This window comes from Halarcobacter sp. (genome assembly GCF_963675975.1).
In the GTDB taxonomy this organism is placed as follows: Bacteria; Campylobacterota; Campylobacteria; order Campylobacterales; family Arcobacteraceae; genus Halarcobacter.
The window spans coordinates 2,894,809-2,919,888 of record NZ_OY780939.1; the positions used below are offsets into that span (position 1 = coordinate 2,894,809).

Sequence of the window (25,080 nt, forward strand, 5' to 3'; positions counted from 1 at the left end):
ATATATTTGGAATAATTATACCAAATATAAATAAATTTTCTTAGAAACTTTTTTATCTAGCACCTATTTTGCCAAGTACTACTTTTATAGTTTTCATAAAAATTACAAAGTCAATCCATAAAGACCAATTTTGTATATACCATTTGTCCAATTCAATTCTTTCTTCAAAAGTTAGATTGTTTCTTCCACTTACTTGCCAAAGTCCAGTTATTCCAGGTTTTACTTCTAATATAATATTTTTATTATATTTACCTATTTTTTCTTTTTCATTTATCATATAAGGTCTTGGACCTATTAGATTCATATCTCCTCTTAAAACATTGAAAAATTGAGGAAACTCATCTAAGGATGTAGCTCTTAAAAATCTACCAACTTTTGTAATACGTGGATCATTTTTATATTTGTGATATATAGAATAATACTCTACTTCTTCGGGATTGTTTTCCAAATATTTTTCTAATAACTTATCTCCATCTTCATACATAGTTCTATATTTATAACAACTAAACTCTTGCCCTTTTATTCCCATTCTTTTTTGTTTGAAAAATATTTTCCCTTTGGAATCATTTTTTATTAGAAATAAAATAATCAGATGAACAAAAAGAGAAAAAGGTAGTATTGATAAAACTAATAATTTTTCAGAAAAATATTTAATAAAAAGATTTCCATAATCTAAAAGTTTGTTTTCAATAGAAATTGCTGATAATCGGATATTAAAATAATCTACAATATTCGCATGGGTAAAATCGATATGATACATATATGGTACTACATAAATATTTTTAGTCTTTTTAGAATAGATTCTAATTAATCTTTTTGATTGTTCTGTTGTAAAATTTTTAGATATTAGAATAACAACATTGAATCTTTTTTTTGATAATTTATATCCTAAATACCAGTTTTCTTCTAACTCTTTTTTCATCCTATCAACTAAATAAGACTTTCCTACTACCCTAACTTTCTCTCTAAAAAAATTAAATTTAAATAAAACTTTTTTCAAATATCTTTTAGAAAAAGGGATAATAAAAGAGGCTGTAATAAAAAACAAAGTGATAAAAGCTCTGGAATAATCGTGTGAAATTTTGGTTAATGTTATTACTGTAAATACAATAACAAATGACAATAACAAACCTTTTAAAACCTTTTTTGTATCACTCCAAAAATCGTATCGAACAAAATATATCTTTTCAAATAAAAATATAACAAATGATAAAAATACAACCCAATAGTATCTAGGAAATGTAGAAGAATCTAAAAAAGGGAAAAAATCTGCTAAATAGTTTGATCTTAAATAAAATGCAATCTTTAAAGATATTAATAAAAAAAATAAATCAGATGTGATTAGAATAACAATATAAAGAGTATTTGAAAGATTAAATTTGTTTTTCATATGTGATTATACAACTTTTTCTCTTTTATACTATTTTTGATAATACAAAATCGTAAAATTCGTTTTTAAATCTATCTTCGTTAAATTGTTTAACTTTTTGTGAAATTAGCTGCTTATCAAAAACTGTAATTTCAAATTTTTGTACTGCTTTTATGATATCTTCTTTTGTTTGTTTTTCAAAATGGATTCCAGTCAATCCATCTATAACTGTTTCTGCGGTTCCTCCTGCATTTAAGGCAATAACAGGTGTACCACAAGACATGGCTTCTAGAGGAACTATTCCAAAATCTTCAACTGCAGCATATATAAAGGCTTGTGCTTTTTGCATATATTCAATCAATACAAAATCTTCTTGATATCCTAAAACTTTGATATTTTTATTTGCTATTTTTTTTATATCATCATACTCTTCACCATGACCAATAACAACTAAAGTTTTATCTGGCATTTTATTAAAAGCTTCAACAATAAGTTTTGTTTTCTTATAAGATACTAATCTACTAGCTGTTAAATAAAAATCATCTTTATTTTCTTCCAATGGAAAATTGTGGGTGTTTACAGGAGGATAGATTACAGTGCTGTCTTTTTTATATATTCTTTTTATTCTTTCTTGAACAAAATTTGAATTTGCTATAAAATAGTCTACCCTATTCAAAGTTTGAATATCCCATTTTCTGATATATTTTAAACTTAACTCTACTAGAAATTTTTTAGGTTGGGTTAGTGTATTTGTATATTCATCGTATAAATCCCATGCATATCGAATAGGAGTATGACAATAACAAATATGGATTTGATTTTTATGCTTTTTTATACCCTTTGCAACTGCCCAAGAGGAGCTTATAATCAAATCATAATTTTTTAAATCTAAACTCTCTATTGCTTTTGGGAAAAGGGGCAAATAGTTTCTAAAATATTTTTTAGAAAAAGGTAGTTTTTGAATAAATGAAGTTTTTGCAAATTTATCATTTATTATATTTTTTCTATCTTTTTTATCTAAAAAATCTACTAAAGAGAATATATCTGCATTGGGATAAATATCAGATATATTCTTTAAGACTTTTTCAGCTCCTGCATTTGTAACCAGCCAGTCATGAACTATTGCAATTTTTTTCATATAATTAAATTTTAAATCACATCATCAATTAATTCGATTTTTTCAAAATTGTTTGTAACTCTTAATAGATTTGCATATGCTGTTATAAGGTTTGATATAGTATCGATATAAGAGAATTTTAGTTCATCCAATTTTGTTTTTGCTTCATACAAATCAATAATACTTTTTAAATCTTTTTCATATGCTTTTTCTATAGATTCTAAATATAGATTGGCAGATTTTAAAGAGGTGTTATATAGTTCTAAAGATTCAAGTGCAGCTTCAAATTCACTTTTATTTTCTAAAAATTCAGTTTTTGATTTCTTTTGTGATAATTTTAAATCTTCTAAAGTGGAATTATATTTTAATCTTGATGATTTTACTCTTGAGTTTACGGCACCACCTTGGTAAATTGGTATAGTTAAAGCTACCATATATCTAGAGGTATTTTCATAATCAGAAGCAATATCTGGAGAATAATATTTTGAATAACTTGCATCAAAAGATAGTTTTGGAAGATGGGCATCAAAAGCGTTATCAAGGGCTTCTTTAGAATATTCTTTTGAGATTTTTGCTTCTTGTACTTCTAAACTATTTAAATATGCCTCTTCATTTTCTAAAATAGCTTTTAATTGATTTAATTTTTCAGAACCTATATTATAAGATATTTCAGGTAGAGTAAAATCTGAAATTTCAATTAGCTGAGCTAAATCATTTTTTGCAGTAACTAAAAGTTGTTTCTCTTTTTTTAACTCGATTTTAGAAGTATTATAATCTACTTCTGCTTCAAGCATATCCATTCTACTCATCAAACTTAATTTGTATTTCTTTTTTGCAGCATCATTTAAATATCCATAATATTTTGTTTTTGATTCTAACAATGATATTCTATTTTGTAGTTTAAAAATCTTGATATAAGATTCAAAAGTTGTATTAAATAACTCTTGCTTATTTTTTTCATAAGTTATTTCTGAAAGTTTAACCCTTTTTCTTTCCATTCTAATTTTAGAATATAATTCAGGGTCATAAATATTTTGTCTCAAAGAGATGTTGTATTCTAAGTTTCTTTCTCTTTCTTTATCATCATCTCTTTCTAATAGTTCATTTAATTGACTATACATATTTGAGTAGGATACTTTACCAGAAAGTTGAGGATACAAGTTTGCCTTAACTTGATTTATATCCTCTTTTCTTGATTGGTATACATATTTTGAAGATAAAATCTCATTTGATTTATCTAAAGCCAAATTATAAGTTTGTGAAAAAGTTAAACTTTCGGCATATAAACTTGTAAATAATGTACAAACTAAAAATACAAAAAACTTATTCTTCATTAAATCCCCTTGTAAACATATCTGTAATTGGTTTAAGTAAATAGCTAAATGCAGTTCTTTCACCTATGTTTATCATAACTTCAGCTGGCATACCTGAAACTAAAGTAAACCCATAGTTTTGTAAATCTTTTACACCTTGTTTTGTTACCTCAATTTTTGCTTCATAATATGAGTCTCCTGTTTCTTGATTTGTGAAACTATCTGCTGATACATGAATAACTTGACCATCAATTACATGGGCTGTTTTTAGATTAAATGCTGAAAATCTGATATCTGCATGTAAACCAACTTTTACTTTATCAATATCAGTTGTTTTTACTTGTGCTACAACTATTAGTTTACTATCTTCTGGAACAACTTCTAAAATATTATCACCAGGAGCAATTACTGCACCTAAAGTATGTATTTTTAAGCCTACAACAACTCCATTTATAGGAGAGTATATGTTTGTTCTTTCTAGTTTATCTTCAGTTGCTTGAATTTTTGATTTTAAATCTTCTAACTCTGATTTTGCTTTTAATAAAGAATCTAAATTTTGATTTCTAAAATCTTTTTCACTAACTAGTTGTTGAATTTTTACTTCTTCTATTTGTTCTCTTAATCTTGCAATTTCAGAGTTTAATTTTGCAACATCACCTTCTAAAGAGTTTTTCTCTCTTTTTAATTCTCTTACTTTTAACTTATCAATTAATTTTTGTCTTAAAAGCTCTTCCCACTCTTCTATCTCATCAGATATTGATTCAAATCTTTGCTTTTTACTTTTTAATTCAGATAAGGAACCATCAATTTGTTTTTGTAATTGAATAATTCTATTTTTACTTATATCTTTTTGTTCTTTTTGTGATTTACTTAAAGTTTCAAAAATATTTCTCTGGTTTGTGATTACATTTTGATCAGTTAATTCTTCAGGGAAAACTATTTCATTTTTTCCATTTTCTAAAGCTACTGTTCTAGCATAAGCTCCTAAAGCATCTTGATATTTCGATTTTAAAATATTTAATTGTGATTTATATTGAATATCATCTAGCTTAATAAGTAAATCACCTTTTTTTACTTTATCACCATCTTTTACTAAGATTTCTTTAACTATACCACCTTCTAAGTGTTGTATTACTTTTTTATTTAGGTCTGCTGAAACTGTACCCATAGCTACAGAAGAAGCAGCTAGAGGAGCAAAAAACATCCAACCTCCTAAAATCCCAAAAACTACAAATATTACACTTAAACCGAAAGTTATTATTTTTGAAGCATCATGTGATGGCATTTTTGCATTTGTACTCATATTTAACTCCCTGGCTTACTAATTGAAATTTTTTGTTGTAAATTGTTTTTTGGTTTTTGTTCTATTTTTGGTTTTTGTCCAAATACTTTTGCTAAAATCTCTTTTGTATCACCCATAGTTTCTAAAGTTCCATTTTTCATCAATGCTATTTTATTTGTAACTTGTAGAATAGCTGGTCTATGTGTTATTATGATTACTGTTGTTTCATTTTCTTTTAATGAATTTATTGCATCAAGAAGAGATTGTTCCCCTTGCTCATCTAGATTTGAGTTTGGTTCATCAAGTACTACTAAAACAGGGTTATCGTATAATGCTCTAGCGAAACCTATTCTTTGTCTTTGTCCACCTGATAAAGATACTCCACCAGCTCCTATTTTTGTATCATAACCTTCAGGAAGTTTTAAAATCAATTCATGAACTCCTGCTTTCATAGCAGCTTCTACAACTTTTGCTGAATCTACTTCATTAAATCTTGCAATATTTTGTGCAATAGTTCCTTCAAATAGTTCAATATCTTGAGGAAGATATCCTATATATTTTCCAAGTCTTTCTTTATCCCATTGATGAATATCTGCACCATCAAGTCTAACTTTTCCTTGAAGTAGTGGCCATAAACCTAATATTGCCCTTGCTAAAGATGATTTTCCTGCTGCACTTGGTCCTATTATACCTAATACATCCCCTTTATCTATTTTCATAGTAATACCAGCAATAGATGGAATTTTTGATCCGGGAGGCATTAAAGCAACTTGCTCTAAAAATAGTTCTCCTTTTGGTGCAGGAAGTTCCATATACTCTTTTTCTTTTGGGAAGTCTTCTAATAATTCGTTTAATCTTTGATAAGAAGTTCTAGTACTACTAAAACCTTTCCAAGTATTGATTAATAAATCAAGAGGAGCTAAGGCTCTACCTAAAAGAATAGAACCTGCAATCATCATACCAGCACTTAATTCAAGTTGAATAGCTAAATAGCCACCTAAACCTAAAATCATAGATTGAAACATCATTCTTGTAATTTTTGAAGTGTTTGACCAAACTCCAGCTTTATTACTAGCTTCATCTTGAGCACTTAAAAACCCAAAGTATTTTTCTTGCCAGTTTTTTCTAATAGCATTTCTCATACCCATAGCATTTACTACTTCGGCATTTCTTAGATTTGCATCTACATACATAGTTGCTTCTCTGTTTAAAGAGTTTGCTTCTGATAGCTTCTCTTTTGTTGAGTATTCATTTACAATAGTAAAACATAATAAAACAATAGCTGCAAATATTGCAAAAACACCAAAATATGTATGAAATATAAAAAGTACACCAATATAGATTGGTATCCATGGAGCATCAAAAAACGCAAATAGACCATTTCCACTCATAAACTGTCTGATTTGTGTTAAATCAGACAAGGGCATAGAACTAGCTTTTCCAGGTGCTTTATTTGCAAGTTCAAATAGAGTATCAAATATCCTTTGACTTAATAAACTATCAAGTTTATTTCCTACTTTTATTAATAATTTTGACCTAACTATCTCTAAAAGTGCTAAAGTTATAAATAATACTATCACTAAAGAGGTAAGCATTATCAAGGTTTCTTCACTTCTACTTGTAATAACTCTATCATATAATTGCAACATATATAAAGGTGGAACTAACATAAGTAAGTTAATAAAAAAACTAAAAACACCTGCAATTATGATAGTCTTTTTTGACTCAAAAATTGCGTTTTTAATCTCGTTTGTTTTTTCTTTTTCATTTAAAATATTTTTTGGCGATGCCATAATTTTTGCCTTTATTGTTGTCTTTGATTTGCAAGTTCAAACAACGTATTTATATTGTCTAATGTTTTTAGGTGCTCTTCAATAATTAATATAATACCTCTTCTAGCCCATGAAGCTAAGATATCATCACTTAGTTTATTAAGTTTTTCTCTATCAACTACTTTAAAACCATTAACTAAAACTTTCTTTTCATCACCTTCACCTATAGCAACTTCTCTTTCTTCTAAGATACCACTATCAACTATCTCTTTTACCATTTTTTTTGTTATTTGAACATGTTTTTCATTGTCCATTAAAAATTTTATTGCATTTTCTAAAAGTTCAGATTGTGAACCATCTTTTTTAAATAAAAGTTTCCCTTTTGATTTTGAAACTAAAGATGAATCTTCATCTATCATAATTATTTTTTGGTCTACATTATCTTTTACTGATGCTACAGAAAATGGATATTTTCTTAAAGCTAATGGTACATAGTTTGTAATCCATTTACCTTCACTGTTTATTGCTAAGTTTTCTCCACCTAATGAAAGTAATGCAGATAGAGATGGATTTTTCCCATCTACAAAAACTATAGGAAAAACTTTTCCTACAGCTGTAATTTCACCTAAAGTAACTGGTAAAATAGATAAGTCTTTAGCAAAAAATAAATCATTCATATCTGAAACTTTTAAACTTTTGTGCTTTTCTTTATCTAAAATTTGTAAATTTTTATACATTTTTTTATCCTTTTTTATTTTTTTTGGTCTTCCTCTTTTTTTTGAATGAAGAGCTAAACCTAAACTATCTTCAAGTTTTTTGATAAACTCTTTTGATGCTGTGATTTTTTGTTTTTGTAAACAATCAAATATGAAAGCATCTTTTTCTTTTGTATTTTCATCAAAAAATGTTTTATATTTTTTGATTCTATCTTCTTGAGTATATCCTAGTTTTTTGTACTCGTCATGATAAGTAATGATAGGATTTTTTTTGTCAAAAAGATTTTTATCTAAACTTGAATATTTTGTTTTTGTTCTTCTTTCAATAAAAGACATAACATCAAAAAGGTAATTTTTGTATTCTACTAAAGATGATTTGTATCTACCTTGCCATAATGTACCACTTCTATCATATTTTTTATTATAATAGTTAACATATAGGCGTCCTAAGCTTTGCATAAACTTAGGTATAGAATCTACAAGCTTAGAAGTAGCTAAAAACTCAAAATACTCTTTGTCTAAAATATAAGAGTGTATTTGTACGTCATATGTTTGACTGTATTGAGCTACAAGGTCCAAGAAGAACTCTTTGTCAACATTTTTTTCAAATACTCCCATATGGTCTAAACAATTTAATAAAACATGATAGGTCATATTTTCTATAAATATTCTTTGTTTTCTAGCCAATAATTACTCTTTTGATTGAAATTATTGAAATAATATAGGAAAGAAGCTTTAAAGTTGTTTAAATCACTCGCAATACTTTTTTTATGAAATTAATTAGGTACCGGAGTGATTTTTTATTTTATGCGATAAAGAAATCATCATTGAGAATTGTTCTTGAAGCTGTTAAAGTATCTACTCCCTCACCAAAACTTCCAAAAGAAGGGCTTGTAACATCTAGGTAAAATGTTTCATTACCTTCGTAGGTATTATCATCACCAATTATCTCCACTGGTATAATTACAGAAGATTCATCACTATATAAAGTAATAATACCTGAGCTAAAGATATAATCTTCCCCTGCAGTTGCAGAGCCATCTCTTGTGGTATAGCTTAGAGTAATATTACCTAAAACATCACTTCTATCTTCTGTATATTCTAGTAAGAAGTATGTGTAATTTATCTCGCCAGAATCCCCTTCATATATAGCTTTTTGCACTTCCTCTTTTGAATTTGGTGCATCTTCATATCCAGCTCGTATTGTTTTATCAATCCATTCTGCATAGGAACTTACTCTTTGCCACCCTCCTAGTTCTCCAAAACTAGAATCAACATAATTATTTATATCAGTATTGTATGAATAAGAAGAGATTGAAGCAGAATAAGAGGCTACTCCTGCTATAAGATTATCTATAAAAGCTGGTCCACCACTATCACCACTAGCAATCATACCTTCTGTTAAATTTGTAGCAATACTATTTATATTTAATATATATCCTATTGCATCGGTTAGACTACTGTTGCTATCAAAATCTGCTGCTAAAATAGTATAAGGTAAAGGGTCCCAAGCTATATTTGTGCTAGAATCATTGCCAATTATAGAAAAAAAAGTATCAAAGGTGTTTGTGGTTTTTAGTTTAAGAATATCTGTTTCATAATATAACTCACCAGTACTTCCTGAACCATAGGCACCATAACCCACCATAGTAAAATCTTTTCCTATTTCAAAAGAATCTCTATAGATGTCATATCTTTCATAAAATGAGGATGGATTTTCATCTAAAGTTAATATTGCTAAATCACCATTTGAATTTATAGTATCATAATCCTCATATACAGTAATAGTTGCACCATATGCTTGTGTACCAAACTTAGTATCAAAATAAACTGTAATATTGTCAGTATTTGCATCTTCAAAAATATGTGCTGCTGTTAAGATTGATTTACCATCATATAGCAATGCGCCTGTTCCATAGCTTTCAGAGTTTGATACTCTTACAACAGCATTGTAAAAATCTGCATAATCTGTTTGGTATATGTAATTTGTATAGTCATCTAAGTAAGTAGTCATATAGGTTTTCCTCCCCATAAATATAAGTGAATATTAAAATATTAATTATCTATTTAAAACAATATCTTAATTAATCTTAATTTATAAACTATTATTTATAGGCTAGGTAATATTTTATATTTTTGTCTATATTTTGTTATATCCAAATTTTTCAACCCATGGATCTAATAGTGCTCTACATTTTTTATCAAATAAAAACTCATAGTTTTTCCATGAACTTTGAACTCCTAGGGATAAACCTTTTCTTACATTTTCGTAACTTGGAGTTTTAACAGGTCGTTTTTTTGAATGTTCAACAAAATTTAATACTTCATCGGTCCATTCTAATTTTAAAAAATTTAAAACTTTTTCCATCTCATTTTGAAAATTTAAAACTAAATCATCATAATATATATAATGAACTCTTGACGTTTCTTCAGGAAAAACATTAAACCAATCAGTCATTACTTTATTATAAAAAACACATGAATCATAAAAATCATTAAAAGCTGCCATAGCCATATTTGGTTTATAAATTTGCTTATAATTACTTATAACAACGTCATAAGGATGTCTAATTGAAAAAATATATTTTTTATTGGGAAATACTTTTTCTAAATATCTTATATTTGAACTCATAATTGGTGTTTTATCTATAATACAAGTACAATTTTTATTTTTGATATATCTATTTAAATTTTTATAATAAAGTTTTTGAGTATCTTTAATTATTGAATCAATATTTTTATAAAAAGGATCAATAATAGCATGTGATTTAAAAGATATATTTGATGCCGTAATAAAAGATGAAGTTTCTTCACAAGTAGTTATGGCATGATGAGATGCTAATGCATTTTCTAAAAGGGTAGTTCCTGATCTGGGAAATCCTGTCATAATAAAGTAATTATCATGTCCTTCATCCTCTATTTTTTCATTTGGTTCAAAACTAGCAAGTTTGTCTACCCAAGATATGTATTTTGACAGGCTATATTCAGAATTAATTTGTAAAAGATTCTGTTTTTTATAATATTTTATAGCTTTTTTATAATCTTTTAATTTTTCAAAACATTTAGTAGCTAAATTAAGAAAAATCATATTGCTATTCTCTGTTGCTTTGATTAACATTGTTGTTGTCATAAAATCAATACATTTTTGATAATTTTTTTGTGCAAAAATATTAAGTGCAATATTGTAACCTCTTAAAATTTTTGCTTCTTCTAGCTCTTGTGTAATAAGTGAAATATCATAAATTAAATCAAATTTACCTTCCCTTTCTAAAGCTCTTAAAATATTAATAAATACTACAGAAAATTCATTTCCCTCTGCCATAAAAAGTTTTTTAATAAGTAAATTAAAGTATAAATCCCCACTTAAATTATCTGCTGCAATATCAAGTGCAAATTGAAAATACTTCATATTTCCTGTATAAATAAAAAGGTTTTGATAAATATCAACCATTTTATTATAGTCAAGATTTAATTCAGCATTAATAAGTTGTTTATTAAATTCTGATACAGAATTTAAATCTTTTTCCTCTAATTCATAAATCTTATTTAATAAATCAAATTTTAATTCTCTTGAAAACCTTTGAATCAAAATTGTACGAAGTACTTCACTATGTTTAGCTAACTTTAAAGCTATATTTAAAATTCTATTTTCAAAATCTACATTTGAAAAGTTATCTAATTGAGTAAAAATAAAAACCCTTACTACAGGGTCATTAATACAAAGTCTTTTTTTTAAATCAGTTATAGTTTCTAATTTATCTAATTTAGAGGCTAATCCCAAGGCTTCAGGTATTTTAATACCATTTTGACTATTTTTTAGATCAGTAATGAATTTTATTTTTGACAAAATTTTCCTTAATAATTTTAACTTAAAGTTAAATTTAATATAAATATATCTTTAAATTAAAAAAAAGCCAAGGGGAAAACCCCTTGGCTTTTCGATTGCTTTAAAACTATTAGTATAAACTAATTAATTATTATGCAATATTATCATCAGTTAATGTTACTGAAGCTTCGAAGTCTAAAGTACCAACTAAAGTAGCTTCTGTAAATTTAGTAGTATCAGTGTTATATACTACTTCAAATACTTTGTAGTAACCATCGTTTGTATCATCTTCAACCATGAAAACAGAGTTAACTAAATTACCAACAAAGTCTGCTGGAGTACCAGATACACCAAAGTCTGCACCAGCATTAATTTCTGCTAATACACCAGAATTTGAAAGTGAATCAAAAGTCATTGCTGCTGTTGCACCTGCATCATTATCAGTTAAATCTGTAAGAGCAACTGCTACAACTGAGTTAGCTGTGATTGCAGTTGCAGCAACAACAGTACCAGCAACATCAATTTCAGATACAGAAGAACCAGACGCTGAAGTAACGTTATCTAAGTGAGCGAAATCAATAACATCACCATTAGCACCAACTTCAAAATGTACAACTACATCATTTCCAAATCCATTTGCATCGATTTCGATAGTATCAGTTGCATTGTCATCAGAACTTAATACAATAACATCATCACCTAAACCAGCATTAACAACATTGTTATCACCACTAGCTGAAGCTAAACCATTTTGTCCATTACCATTATCATCAATTGCTTGCGCTGTAGTAATGTTTGCAGTAGCATATGCAGCTTCTAAACTGTTAGCACCATCTGCAATTTCAAATACTAAATCAGAATCAGAATAATCTACTTCTAATTGAGATAAAATACCATTTTGTTCATTAGGATCTAAGTCTGCCCAATCTCCAGAGATTGTATACTCAATAGCTGGAGCAGCAACAACATCAATAGCACCATCAATTTTGTAAGAAACTACTAAAGTACCATTTGAATCAACAGTAGCTTCTGCTAATTCTGAAAGAACTGGGTCAGTATTGATAGCTTCTGCAATTGCATTGTGTAAGTCAGCAGTAGTTGTTAAGTAACCATTACTTGCTTCAATATCTACAGAGATAGACTCATAACCTTGTGTAAAATCATTTGCAGTAACACCAGCAGTTGCTAAAGTAACAACAACAGATCTTCCGTATAATAACTCAGATTGATCTGGAGTAGCACCTGTATTACCAGCAATTGTTGTAGCACCAGTAATTGTATTATCAGCTGCAGCATTTACAATAACTGCTTTTTGAGCTGTGTTACTTGTATAAATAGTATCATTACCAGCACCAGTACTAACTGTAATATTTACAGTGTTACCAGTAACAGTATCAGCACCAGATCCTAAAGTAATATCAGCTTCGTGAGCTGAATCACTAGAAGTAACTTCTACTTTGTTATCACCACTTGTAGAAGTGATAAATGCTTTTGTTAAAGTACTTCCTGAATCATCTTGACCATCAATAGATACAGCAATAGTGTCATCATTTGCTCCAGTTGAAACAGTTAATTGAGCACCAGAATTTGCATCAACATTAATAGTATCAGAACCACCAGCAGTAGTTACAGAGTATGCGTTGTTATCTAAAGATTCGAAAGAACCAGCTCCAGCTCCATCTGCACTAATTACTTCGTTTAATGTTACATCACCACCACCAGTAGCTGTGAAAGTATCAATATTATGTGCAGCTGAATTAATACTTGCAGGTGCATCAGTACCGATTAATAAATCACCTTTAAAGTTATTAGCGTTTAATGTATCTAAAGTTCCACCAAATGCATCTCTAATTGTTAATGAAGCATAAGAATCTGTTCTAGCTTCAGATGCAATATTTACAGTTCTTAAAGCACCATTTGTAGAATCAATTGTTCCTAAGTTAGAAAGTTTAGATTCGTTACCTAATACAGTAATATTGAATGTATCAATTCCGTTACCTTCAGTTGTATCTGGAGTGTTAGAATCTAATTCTTTACCACCAATGATAAGGTCACCACCTTCACCTTCTCTACCAACTTTGTTTAACTCAACATTTACAGTAACTGGGTCATTACTAGTTTCAGGAGCTACTGTACTAAATGAGTTATTTAAGTCAGTATCATATTGTAATGCAGAAGTAGCAATATCAACACCAGTTAGTGCTTCAGAACCTGAGTTCTTAACAATAATTGGATAGTAATCACCAGCATCATCACCAGTTGTAAATCCAGCTACAGGAATAGAGAATACTGCATCTTCTAAATTAGGAGCAGAAGCTCTTACATCATCAAAACCTAATTCATCTAATTTAGCATTGATTAAACTAACAATTGCAGAGTATGCAGTTGTAAAGTCTTGAGTTGTATCTGTTGATACACTTGTAATATCAACAGCAACTTCAGTATCACCAACATTAAATGTGATTTCAGAGAAACCTTCTACTGGGTTATTACCAGCTTCATTTTGTACTGCATTTAATAATCTGATTGTTAAAGATGCACCTTGAGTAGTTTCACCTGTTAATAGATAATCTTCATCAAAATATACTGTTAAATCAGAAGCATCTCTATCAGAATTGAAGTTATCAGTATGATCCATAGTGATAGTTAATTCTTCAGTATTTCTTGCATTTCCATTGTCATCTAATGTAGTTAAATTTTCAATGATTAAATCACCATCTGAATTTAATGAACCAATTTTATCAAGACCAGTCATATATTTAGCATCTACTGTAATTAATGAATTAGCATTAACTTCTGAGAACGTAAGGTTACCATTAGCATCACTAGTAACAATTGTTTCAGTATCGTTAGAACCTGAATCTCTAGCTTCAAAAGTTACAATTTCGATGTCTTTTGTTTGTGGTTGAACATCAATTTGGTAATCAGATGTAGAACCAACGAATTCTGCTACTAATTCAGCATTAAGTGTATCAGTTCCAGCTCCACCGTCTAATTTATCTGCAGATGATAATGAGTTAGAAACTCCACCTGAAAATGCATTTTGTACAATTGAAGCATCAAATGTATCTTTGTCATCTGTACCTGTAAAATCAGCACCTTTATCAGTACCTGAAGTTAATTCGTAAGTTTGACCTTCTTCTTCTACTGGTGTAGTATCTGGCTCATACGCAGCTAAATCAGCAGCTAAATCTTCATAATCAGCTTCAACAAACTCACCACTAGCTACTGCACCATCAAGGAAGCTTGAAGCAATTGAAGTTAAAGTTTCTGAACCATCTTCAAGTAAACCTAACCAATATGCTTTTCCTTCTGCATCAGAATCTCTACCTAAAATTTGGTTATAAAGAATTTCTAGTTTATCACTTAATGAAGTGATAGTCGTGTCAGCAAAAAATGCTGTACCATACGCACTGTCTTCGATCATGTTTACAAGAGCTACCTGAGTGTTCCCTAATTGGTAATACTCATAAATCTCTTCAGCAGTAGGTGTATTGTCACCTGAAAATGCTTCATAAATCGCAACATGCTTCATTTCGTTTGTCATTTGTTCTCCTTAGTGTTTTTCACTTAATATTAAGTTTTCATCCAGTACTCATCTAACTCTAACATCTACGTCAAAGACTAGATGTATGCATGCATTCTGGATTAAACTTGTTAATTATAACTACTGTAATCTTAAAGTTTCTATAATTTTTTTTGTTTTTTACACATTTTTTTTGTAATCAATCTGTAATTTAGGGTCTTTTGAGTATTTTTCTTTCATTTAAGCTAACTTTTATATAATAATTTAAGTTTTTTAAATGATTATAATTAAATTAAGATAAATATTATTTATTTGAAAAAACTATATGAAAGTTTTATTATAGTTTTTTCAAAATATCAATTAATTGTTTAGTATGTTGTTCCCAAGTTAGGTGTTTAATACTTATATTTTTTTTATTTGTTTCTTCTTCATTTAGAAAAGAGTTTAATACAATTGCTATATCTTCTGGCTCCTTTGTATCTTTGAAGTATGTTGGATAGTCATGGGCTATTTCACGGAATACTTTTATATCCCTTGCAATAATTGGTTTTTTATGATGTATTGCTTCAACTAAAGGGAGTCCAAATCCTTCTGCGTATGATGCTATTATTACTGCATTAGCACTTAAGTAGTGAGTTTGTAGCTCTTCATCACTTGCTTTTTCTATATAAAAGAGATTTTTATTTAGAAGTGGGTGTTGTTTTATCATAGTTATAGTATCTTCTACAAGCCAGCCTTGTTTACCTATTATTGTAAGAGTTGGAATAAGTTTTATATTTGATGTTTTATCTTTCCATAAGATATCGAAAGCTTCGATTACTTGTTTGTGTGCTTTTCTTGGTTCTATTGTTCCTACCATTAGAAAGTTTGTTTGTGTATTGGAAAGATTATTTATTTTAGTTGATATAGATTTATTTACAGTTATGTCTGAACCCAAATGCAAAGTTTCTATTTTGGGACTCTCTTCACCTTGTGAATTTATATAATCTATTATATCTGTTTTACCTACTTCAGTAGTACTTACTATAAGATCTCCATGCTTTGCAATATTCATAATATATTTATGGTGAATTTGTTTTGCATTATCGTGTTTAAAAAAGTGTTCATGGGTAATGGGAAGTATATCATGAACTAAAAAAACTATTTTTATATTTAGTTGCTTATACTTGTCAAAAAGACCATATTTAGAAGCTGCTTCAACATTTCTATATGATAGGTCGGGTATATATAGAATATCTTTGCTTTTAAGAGTTATAGGAATCTCTAAAGTGTCATAATAATATTCATAATTGTCATTTGATAATTGTTTTAAATATACTGCTTCTACATTATAAATATTGTTACAAAGTTTACTTAAAAAATGTATCTGCTTTTTTACAACTCTTTGAATTCCCGAATTACCATCATGAATTCTCAAAGCTGATTTATCTACAAAAATTGTTCGCTTACTTGATTGTTTTTTTTTTACTAACTCAGTTAAATCTTTATCAATCAAATCAGAGTTTTTTGCAACTATTAAATAATCTTGTGCTGATTGTTCTATATTTGACATATTTTTCATAGGATGAAGAAAATTTGTCTTAACATTTTTGAATCCTAAATATTCTAATAAAAACTCTATAGTTTGATTAGGCAAAGGATTAAGATGTGTTAAATCAAAATAAAAACATAAGCCTGATACTTTTGGATTTTTTGGATTGGGGGTTTCTAATAGAACTGTAGCATCAGGTTTTGCAATACGCTTTATCTCTAATAAAAACTTAACTAAATTTTCAAATGGAATATGTTCAATAATATGAAATGCAGTCACCAAATCAAATGTGTTATCAGGAGTTGATTTAAAATATTCAAATGCATCTATAATTTCTAGATTTTTTACCTTGTGTCTTTTTCCAACATCAACTATATGTGGATTCAGGTCTATTCCATAAGCATCACAACCTTGATTTTGCATTAATTCAACCCATTCTGCTCTACCACATCCTATATCCAAAGATTTAAGTTTTGATGATTTTAAATTAGGAACAAACTTTAAATATTCTTTATAGCTTTCATATATTTCTTCTCTTGTTCCTCTGAATTTATTTTCAAAATGAAGATAATATTCGTCTAAAAAATCTTTATCTATACTTTTTTTTAATTCTTTTATTTTATCAACACTTTCATTACTAAGAAAGGTGTCAATTTTTTCATTGAAATAAATAAGTTGTGAAGTGATGTGTTTTCTTATTAAATCTTGAGCAAATTGTTCTTGGTCATTAAATCTTGTAGTTAATTTATTATGCTCTAATGTGAGAGTTTCATGTGCTTGTGAAAGTTTTTGAAACTTTTGTTCTAAACTATGAAGTCTATGTTTTGTATTATTGATTCTTAAGATATTATAAACCCATCTTGAAAACCAACCTACAAAAGGAAGGGATTTTATAAACTCTTTTAGATTTTTCAATATATCTCCTATATAGCTTTTTTTATAAATTTTTTTATTCTTTCAAATAGTGTTAACTCACGATTAATATATTTAATCAAAGTTGATGGGTTTCCAGCAACTATAGCATAATCTGGAACGCTTTTTGTAACAACACTATTTGCACCTATAACTGCGTGTTTACCAATTGTAACACCACCTAAAACTGTGGCACCACTTGCTATCCATGCCCCTTGTTTTATATGAATAGGTTTTTCAGTAACACTAGCTTGTCTTTGTCTATCAAATTTTTTATAATCATGTCCTCTAGCAAGAATTTTTACACCATGTCCAAAAAAAACATTATCTTCTATTGTAACTTTTCCTATACTATCACCTGCATTTATTAAACTATCCACTAAATAAATATTTGAACCCAAAAAAATATTATTATGTCCATAAAAAACAGAAAAACCATCTTCGTAGTATATATCTTTACCTTTGTTTTTAATTTTTTCAATATCTTTATTCATTAACTATCACCTCATTACTTACTTTTGGTTCTAACTTACATATACCAATAAATTTTTCTAGAGTATTAACAGATATTTCAAATTCTTCAACATCATCTAACCAGTGAAAACAATTATCAAGATGATTCTCACCATTTGTTATTGCTACAGTAATTGTATACTTACCAACTCCTATATTTAAAGGTATATCCCAAGATAACTTGTATTTTTTATTTTTTTCAACATCTATTTCTAAATTCTGGTCTTGAGATGAAGTACCAAATATATCTTGTCCAAACTTATCTCGAATGAGTATCCCTATATTTATATTATTAAAATCTATTTTCGAAAAATATAATATTTCTAAAATTGCTTTTTCACCTGAAACTATTTTATTAGAACTTGACTCTACACCAATAATTTTTACATCTTTTATTGATATATCAAAATTACCAAATGAACCTTTTACACTATTTGTTTTAGATATTATTTTATCTTTATTATTTAATTCTGCTATTAAATAGTTATATTTAGCAATTACATCTTTAGGTTCACCTTGCTCTATTAGTTTTCCTTTATTTAAAAGTATAACTCGATCACAAAGAATTTTTAATGAGTTTAAATCATGGGATACATATATGATAGACATATTTTGTTTTTTTCTTTTTGTTAGTTCAGTCTTGCATTTTGCACTAAAGTGAGCATCCCCTACAGATAAAGCTTCATCTACAATGAGAACTTCAGGGTGGGAAAAAATAGCTATAGAAAAAGCAAGTCTCATTTTCATACCACTTGAGTAGGTTTTTATTGGTTCATATATATATTCACCCAATTCACTAAAGTCAATTATATTTTTTAAATTTTTCTTACACTCCTCTTTTGATAAACCAATTAGAGTTCCATTTAAAAATATATTTTGATAACCTGTTAGTTCTTGATTAAATCCTGTTCCAAGTTCCAAAAGAGCTGTTACTCTACCTCTTTTTATAACTTTTCCTGAAGTTGGGTCAGTAACACCAGCTATAATTTTTAGAATAGTTGATTTTCCTGCACCATTTACTCCAATAATACCTAAGGTTTCACCTCTATTAAGATCAAAACTAATATTCTTGTTTGAGATAAATTCTTTATGGTATTTCTTTTTTAAAAATATCTCTTTTAGTCTATCAATATTGCTTTTATATGTTTTATATATTTTTGTGACATTTTTAACTTCTAAAATCTTTGACATTATATAATATCCTTAATACTACTTACCATTTTTTTATAAAGTATCCCTGCTAGAAACAATGAGCTAAAAGATATAAGGGTAATAATAAATAAAGAGCTTAATGCTGGTGCTTTTGAATATACAAATATATCTTGATATAAATGTACATAGTGATAAAAAGGATTATATGTAAGTATCCAAGGATATTTTGCTTGGGTAATCTCTTTCATATAAATAATAGGTGTCATCCAAAACCAAAGTTGCAATGCTATTGGTACAACTACTTTAAGGTCTTTTATAAAAGGGGAAAATAAAGATAAAATTACACCAAAACCAAAAGAAAAAATAACTTGTAAAACCATAATAGGTAATAACCATAAAAAGTTCCAACTTAAAGGATAATCTACTATTAGTAAAAATATCATTCCTAAACACATAGAGATACAAAATATCAAAAACTCAGTAATAAATACACTGATTTGGTAAGTGTATGCAGGAACATTTATTTTTTTTATAAGCCCTGCTCTTGCTGTAAAAATATTGTGTTGTCTGTTTATAACAGTACTAAATGCTGTCCATGATAAAATACCTGGTACCACATATACACTATAAGCATAAGGATTATCGTAAATATTTCCTTTTAGTTTCATAAGCTCAGAAAAGATGATACTATAAATTGCAATCATAATTATAGGATGTAATATAAACCATAGTTGACCTAAGCCCATACCTACATACCTTTCTTTAAAATCTCTTGCTGCAAATTGAAATGCTAATAAAATATTACGCTTCACTTATTACCTTTTTAAATAGACTTATATGCTCCAATGCAGAGTTTTGCCAGTCAAATTTTGAAGATTGCATTTTACCTTTATTTACCAAAGACTCTTGTAAAGCATTATCTTCATATAGTGTTTTTATTTTGTTTTTTATATCATCAACATCATAAGGGTTGCAATATAAAGCTGAGTCTTGTGCTACTTCTTTTAAAGAGGAGGTGTTAGAGCAAATAACAGGAGTCATACAAGAAAAGCTTTCTAAAATAGGTAAACCAAAACCTTCATAAAATGAAGGGTAGATAAATATCTTTGAGCTTTGATATAGTTCAACTAAGCTTTGGTTGTCAACATTTTCTAAAAAATATATATTTGAATTTGATTTTGCTTGTTTTAATAGCTCATAAGTGTTTTTATCTAGTTTAAAATTTGAGGAAAAATTTCCTACTATTTTTAACTTTAGAGTATTTGAATTTAGTGAGATAAAAGCTTTAATTAAATTATTGAAATTTTTTCTTTTGTTTAAACTACCTACATATAAAATCTGGTTTTGTTTTTTTATTTTTTTATTTTCTTTAAAGATAGGGTCAACACCATTGTAGATAACCTCAATTTTATTTTTTATATTTGGATAGTATTTTGTTATTTGATTTTTTGAATAGTTTGAAACGGTTATAATTTTATTTGCTCTTTTTATGTTAAATGGTACTAAAAAATTGTAATAAAATCTAAAAAACGAAGAAAAACTATCTTTATATGTGATGAATGAAACATCATGTAAAGTTAGTATTAATTTTATTTTATTAGGTAAAAAAATTGGTGCAATATTTGCTGGACAAAAAAGGATATCGTGATTAAATATTTTAAAGGGCAAAATAAAATGCTCCCAAAAATGTCTATAATATTTGTTTTTGTATTTTGGTTTAGCTATTGTGATATTGCAAGTGTTTGGGATATTTGCTATTATAGATTTTGCATAGTTTTCTACACCTGTAGCTAGGTCATGGGTTAATACCCTTGCGTCTATTAAAATTTTCATATTTTTTTATTTTTTTCAATATATGAGATTAGATCTTTAAAACAGATTTCACTATTAAAATATTTTGATATGTAGTTTATAGAGTTTTTTGATAGATTTTCTCTAAAGTTTTCAGAGATAGTTAATGATAATATTTTTTCTATCCACTCATCTTTTGTATTTGCCAAAAGAAAAGAGCTGTTGATTTGCTTTTCTAATCCTTTTGAACCTTCATTTGTAGTTATTAAAGGGATTCCATATGCCAAGGCTTCAATATTTTTTATTTTTAATCCACCACCCATTTGAACTGGATTTATAGCTATTGTAGCTGATTCATAAGCTTTTGTTAGATTATCAATTTTCCCATGTAAAAGTATATTTGTATATTTTTCTTCATATGGTTTTAGAGCTTTTGATACTTCTCCATATATATTTAAATATAAGTTTTCTATATCTGCAAAAAAAATCCAAACATTATCAATAAACCATTTAATAGAAGTATTATTTGCAATACTAAACCCTGCTATAAAAATTATATTTTTATTTTTTGGTGATTTTAAAAGTAGATTTTCTGTTTTTACAGGATGTGGACAACAGATACTTTTAATATTTTTTTCAAGTAAATATTTGTGCTCAACTTTTTGGATACAAATTACTTTATCATAACAAGCCAATATTTTTAGCTCTTGCTCTTCACTTATATCTATCCAATGTTTTTGATTGTTTTTTTTAAAAGATTCATTTCTTTTATTCATTATGTCATGGGTATCTAAAATAGTTATATAATTTTTTAATAAGGGCAAGAGATATGATAGTTTTATATATTCTACAATAACATGTGAAAAATTGTTTTTGTTTAGTAGTGTCTGAGTTTTTGATACGGTTTTTTTATTATGAAACTGTTCAATAACTGGGTTATCACTTAAAAAACTATTTACTTCTTCTAGATTGTATGTTGATTCTTCAAGATTTTCTATAAATATTATATTGTGATCTAAAAGTTCAATATATTTATCATCTTCTTCTATTTTTTCTTTTGTATATGCAATTGTAAGTTTATAATTATGTTTTAGATATTCAATAAGTGCAAATACTCTTTGATGACTTCCTATCTCTTGTTTCCAATAGTTTACATCTGTGATAAGTAATATGTTATATGTTTTTTCCAAATTTAGCCTATTTTTATTTTTGAAATAAGATATTTAATTTTTGTTTTTATTATATCTTTTAATACTATTTCATCATTTATTTGATTGTATCCCCAAAAATCATTTAATGATTTTCGTAATCTATTTTGTACAAAAGGTAATTTTATATTTTGGTCATCTGTATCTAAAATATCTGCCCAAAATTTTGAATCAAAATAATCTGCATATATCCCTATATCATTTGTATCAAAATCAAAATATTGTTTATAAAGAAAAGTCACCTCTTTTTTAAAATATTTAGCCTCATATAAAACACTAGAGTTAAGGCCCACTACATGTTTGATTTTATCATTTGCCAAAAGATGGTAAATATTATCTAGTGTGATTTTAATATTGGGAAAATTCTTTTTTAAAATCTTAATCACCTTTTTATTATTTTTTGCATAAGGGTGGGGTTTGAAATATATATTTGTGTAATTTGATGAAATTGATTTTATTTCATCAATATAATCAGTTATTGAGTGATATTTCTTTCCATCAAATATAACTTTATCCATAGATGTTTGACCCACTAATAACAAAGAGTTTTCTTTGATTTTATCATGTTTTACTGTTTTGAGATATGTTGCTTTTACAAGATCAGCATAGTAATAAAAAATTTTATAATCTACTTCATATTTTTTTAGACGTTGTTTTATTTTATCATCATTTGTTTCAAAATTAAAAAAAATATCATCTGCAAATCTTATTGGATGAATAGAAAGATTTATAGTAGGTTTTTTTTCTTTTAATTTATCTTTTTCTTCAAAATATATATCTATATTTGTATTTGAAATAAAAGTTGAAAACAACTGCTTTAACCATAATGTATGCTTCATGCAAAAACTACTTCCAATTTAATATTTTTTGTTTTATAAATACAAGCATTTTACCTAAAATAGGTATTTTTTTAATTATTCTTAAACTTGAACTGTTGTGAAAATTTAATGTTTTATAATAATAATAAAAATCTTTTTTTGCATATAAACTATCTAAATGGTATTTATATCTATCGAATAATACAGATTGGTGTGAGATTCTAGCTTTTTCACCATTATAATAGTTGATTTTGCTATCTGTTATATTTCGAATTTTATAAAAATCAATTGAATTTGTTACAGTCATTCTTCCACCATCTTTCCATCTTACTTCTTTAGTTCCAAAAGTTCCAAAAGAGTAAAACTCTTCAAGTAGATAATACAAAAATCTATAAGTTGTTTTAGTATCTGGCTTAAAATTATTGTCTAAATAGTCTAAAAGTTGTTTAGAAGAAGTGATATTTTTATTTATTCTATTATCTGAATAAAAAACTTCTCCACAATAATAAACTGGTTTATCCCATAACATACCAAGTAGACCCACTCCCGAATTTATCAAAAGGATTGCATCTGCTGCATCTAAGAGATCTTTAATATTATGAGAGGAGTATATTGCATTTTCTATTTTCCACGCTTCATCTTCTAAAGGATGCTTTTTTATAACTACTTTCCAAGTATTATCTATGGTGTTTACTACTTCTTGTACAAGATTAATAAAATTTTCATAAGTTCCAATAGAACCACAAAAATATGTAATAACTGTATCTGAAGGTCTTTGTAATGGTACAAAAAGAACTTTTTCGGAAGCTTTGATATTTAATTCTTTTTTTAATTTTTCTTTTCCGATTCTATCATTTTGTTTTTCTAAAGATATATCTAAATCTTTTTCCTCTTCAATATAATCTAATACTATTTTTTCTTGTTCATTGTTTATTGGTTTATCCCAATGAATTGAATCGTAACTTGAACTTTCTGCATTAAACCCATTGTAATCAAAAAATACAGAATCTCTTAAAGCACCTCTTTCTGCAATAATAACTTCAATATTTTCTTTTTTTAATAATTTGTAAAGTTCTAAACGCTTATCTGTACCATAAGGATTAAACATCAAAACTCTTGAGATATTTTTTTCTTGAATATAATTAAAAATTGAACTTACACTTGTATTATTTTCATCTAAATAGTGGATTTTTCCTAAAAGTGGTAAAACTTTCCTATTATATATAAAAGGGTTAGTTTTTGAAAATAAAAGGGTTGAACCTTTGTCTAAAGAGGGTAAAGGTTCAGGTTCTTTTTTATCATAAAAAAAGTCTTTTTGTTTTTTTTCAAAAAGCTCTTTGTTTTTCTCTTTTCCTTGTATATAATCAGATTGTTCATCAACTTCATGCCAAATATGAAAAAGAACTATACCTTTATGAAAACTCATATCTCCATAAAGTCTGTAAATACTTTTCCAACCCTTATATTGAACTACATTTTGGAAATTTTGATAATCTAAAAAATGGTTTGAAGGCATAGGGAATTTTTTTGAAGAATAGATCATTCTACAGTTAAATTCTAAATCTTCATATCCCCATTTTTCAAAATCTTCATCATAACCTCCGTGGGAAAGATAATCATGTCTGTTGTATACATTTACAGAGGTACCTGTTGAAAACTTTTCAATATAATCTTTATCATCTTCGAATAGTTTTTGAAGAAAAAGGTTTTTTCTTAAATCTTCATTTGTATTAAAAAAAAGTTCTTTACCTAATTTTTCAGTTAAATATATTGCTCCAAACATCAAAAAGTCATTTGAATATTTATCTAAATTTGAAATTTTTATTTCATTTAAAACATCATTATAAAAGCCATTGTATGGATATAAATCTACATCCATAAACATTATATATTTTGATATAGAGTGGATTGCACCAATATTTCTTGCCCTTGACATACAGATATTAGAATTTTGACTTTTGATATGTATATAGTTGATATTTGATTCTTCACATATTTGTTTATGCTTTAGATGCTCTTTTTCTTCTGAGCCATCATCAACTACTAAAAAGTCAACTTTTTGTTTGTCTAATAAGTTATCAGATATAGAATATGTAAGTCTGCTTGAGATATCTCTATTTTTTGTAGCACGTATAGGAATTATAACTGTTAAAAGTGCTGTTTTATTTAATTTTTTTTCAATATTGTAAGTTTGAATTTCGTACATATATAAAGTATTCTCTATTTTAATAAGA

At 27.3% G+C, this 25,080-nt stretch carries 16 protein-coding genes and 1 pseudogene; all 17 read right to left on the reverse strand.

All coding sequences use genetic code 11. The features are described 5' to 3' along the window. Positions 1–52: 52 nt before the first annotated feature. Complete coding sequence (locus ACKU3H_RS14370) at positions 53–1,390, reverse strand: sugar transferase (protein ID WP_320034559.1); 1,338 nt, start codon at positions 1,388–1,390, stop codon at positions 53–55. A gap of 25 nt (positions 1,391–1,415) precedes the next feature. Beyond that, complete coding sequence (locus tag ACKU3H_RS14375) at positions 1,416–2,507, reverse strand: glycosyltransferase (RefSeq protein WP_320034560.1); 1,092 nt, start codon at positions 2,505–2,507, stop codon at positions 1,416–1,418. A gap of 11 nt (positions 2,508–2,518) precedes the next feature. After that, a complete protein-coding gene (locus tag ACKU3H_RS14380) occupies positions 2,519–3,820 on the reverse strand; it encodes a TolC family protein (protein ID WP_320034561.1) in 1,302 nt (433 codons plus the stop codon). Continuing rightward, positions 3,810–5,102 (reverse strand): HlyD family type I secretion periplasmic adaptor subunit, encoded by a 1,293-nt coding sequence (locus ACKU3H_RS14385; RefSeq protein WP_320034562.1) that lies wholly within the window; start codon positions 5,100–5,102, stop codon positions 3,810–3,812. Before ACKU3H_RS14385 ends, ACKU3H_RS14380 begins: the two co-directional genes overlap by 11 nt. Positions 5,103–5,104: 2 nt before the next feature. Continuing rightward, positions 5,105–6,874 (reverse strand): type I secretion system permease/ATPase, encoded by a 1,770-nt coding sequence (locus tag ACKU3H_RS14390; protein ID WP_320034563.1) that lies wholly within the window; start codon positions 6,872–6,874, stop codon positions 5,105–5,107. 11 nt (positions 6,875–6,885) lie between these two features. Beyond that, complete coding sequence (locus tag ACKU3H_RS14395) at positions 6,886–8,256, reverse strand: SapC family protein (RefSeq protein WP_320034564.1); 1,371 nt, start codon at positions 8,254–8,256, stop codon at positions 6,886–6,888. A 118-nt stretch (positions 8,257–8,374) separates the two neighbouring features. Further along, positions 8,375–9,583 carry a trypsin-like serine protease gene (locus ACKU3H_RS14400; protein WP_320034565.1) on the reverse strand — a complete coding sequence of 403 codons (1,209 nt, stop codon included), beginning with the start codon at positions 9,581–9,583 and terminating at the stop codon, positions 8,375–8,377. Between the two features lie 126 nt (positions 9,584–9,709). Beyond that, positions 9,710–11,416: a sulfotransferase gene (locus ACKU3H_RS14405; RefSeq protein WP_320034566.1), complete on the reverse strand. Its 1,707-nt coding sequence runs from the start codon at positions 11,414–11,416 to the stop codon at positions 9,710–9,712. Between the two features lie 130 nt (positions 11,417–11,546). After that, positions 11,547–14,942, reverse strand: coding sequence for a DUF4214 domain-containing protein (locus ACKU3H_RS14410; RefSeq protein WP_320034567.1), 3,396 nt, complete (start codon positions 14,940–14,942; stop codon positions 11,547–11,549). A 316-nt stretch (positions 14,943–15,258) separates the two neighbouring features. Next, positions 15,259–17,367: a glycosyltransferase gene (locus tag ACKU3H_RS14415; RefSeq protein ID WP_320034568.1), complete on the reverse strand. Its 2,109-nt coding sequence runs from the start codon at positions 17,365–17,367 to the stop codon at positions 15,259–15,261. 74 nt (positions 17,368–17,441) lie between these two features. Beyond that, positions 17,442–17,558: pseudogene (locus ACKU3H_RS14420) on the reverse strand (DapH/DapD/GlmU-related protein); the annotation flags it as partial. Between the two features lie 292 nt (positions 17,559–17,850). Further along, complete coding sequence (locus ACKU3H_RS14425) at positions 17,851–19,068, reverse strand: ABC transporter ATP-binding protein (RefSeq protein WP_320034570.1); 1,218 nt, start codon at positions 19,066–19,068, stop codon at positions 17,851–17,853. Beyond that, positions 19,068–19,841, reverse strand: coding sequence for an ABC transporter permease (locus ACKU3H_RS14430; RefSeq protein ID WP_320034571.1), 774 nt, complete (start codon positions 19,839–19,841; stop codon positions 19,068–19,070). The genes ACKU3H_RS14425 and ACKU3H_RS14430 overlap by 1 nt, the downstream gene beginning before the upstream one ends. Then, a complete protein-coding gene (locus ACKU3H_RS14435; protein WP_320034572.1) occupies positions 19,831–20,862 on the reverse strand; it encodes a glycosyltransferase family 1 protein in 1,032 nt (343 codons plus the stop codon). The genes ACKU3H_RS14430 and ACKU3H_RS14435 overlap by 11 nt, the downstream gene beginning before the upstream one ends. Then, positions 20,859–22,010, reverse strand: a complete 1,152-nt coding sequence (locus tag ACKU3H_RS14440) for a glycosyltransferase (protein WP_320034573.1) — start codon at positions 22,008–22,010, stop codon at positions 20,859–20,861. The genes ACKU3H_RS14435 and ACKU3H_RS14440 overlap by 4 nt, the downstream gene beginning before the upstream one ends. Positions 22,011–22,012: 2 nt before the next feature. Beyond that, positions 22,013–22,867 carry a polysialyltransferase family glycosyltransferase gene (locus ACKU3H_RS14445; protein WP_320034574.1) on the reverse strand — a complete coding sequence of 285 codons (855 nt, stop codon included), beginning with the start codon at positions 22,865–22,867 and terminating at the stop codon, positions 22,013–22,015. Between the two features lie 7 nt (positions 22,868–22,874). Then, entirely contained in the window at positions 22,875–25,052 is a 2,178-nt protein-coding gene (locus ACKU3H_RS14450; protein ID WP_320034575.1) for a glycosyltransferase, read from the reverse strand. Positions 25,053–25,080: the final 28 nt, after the last annotated feature.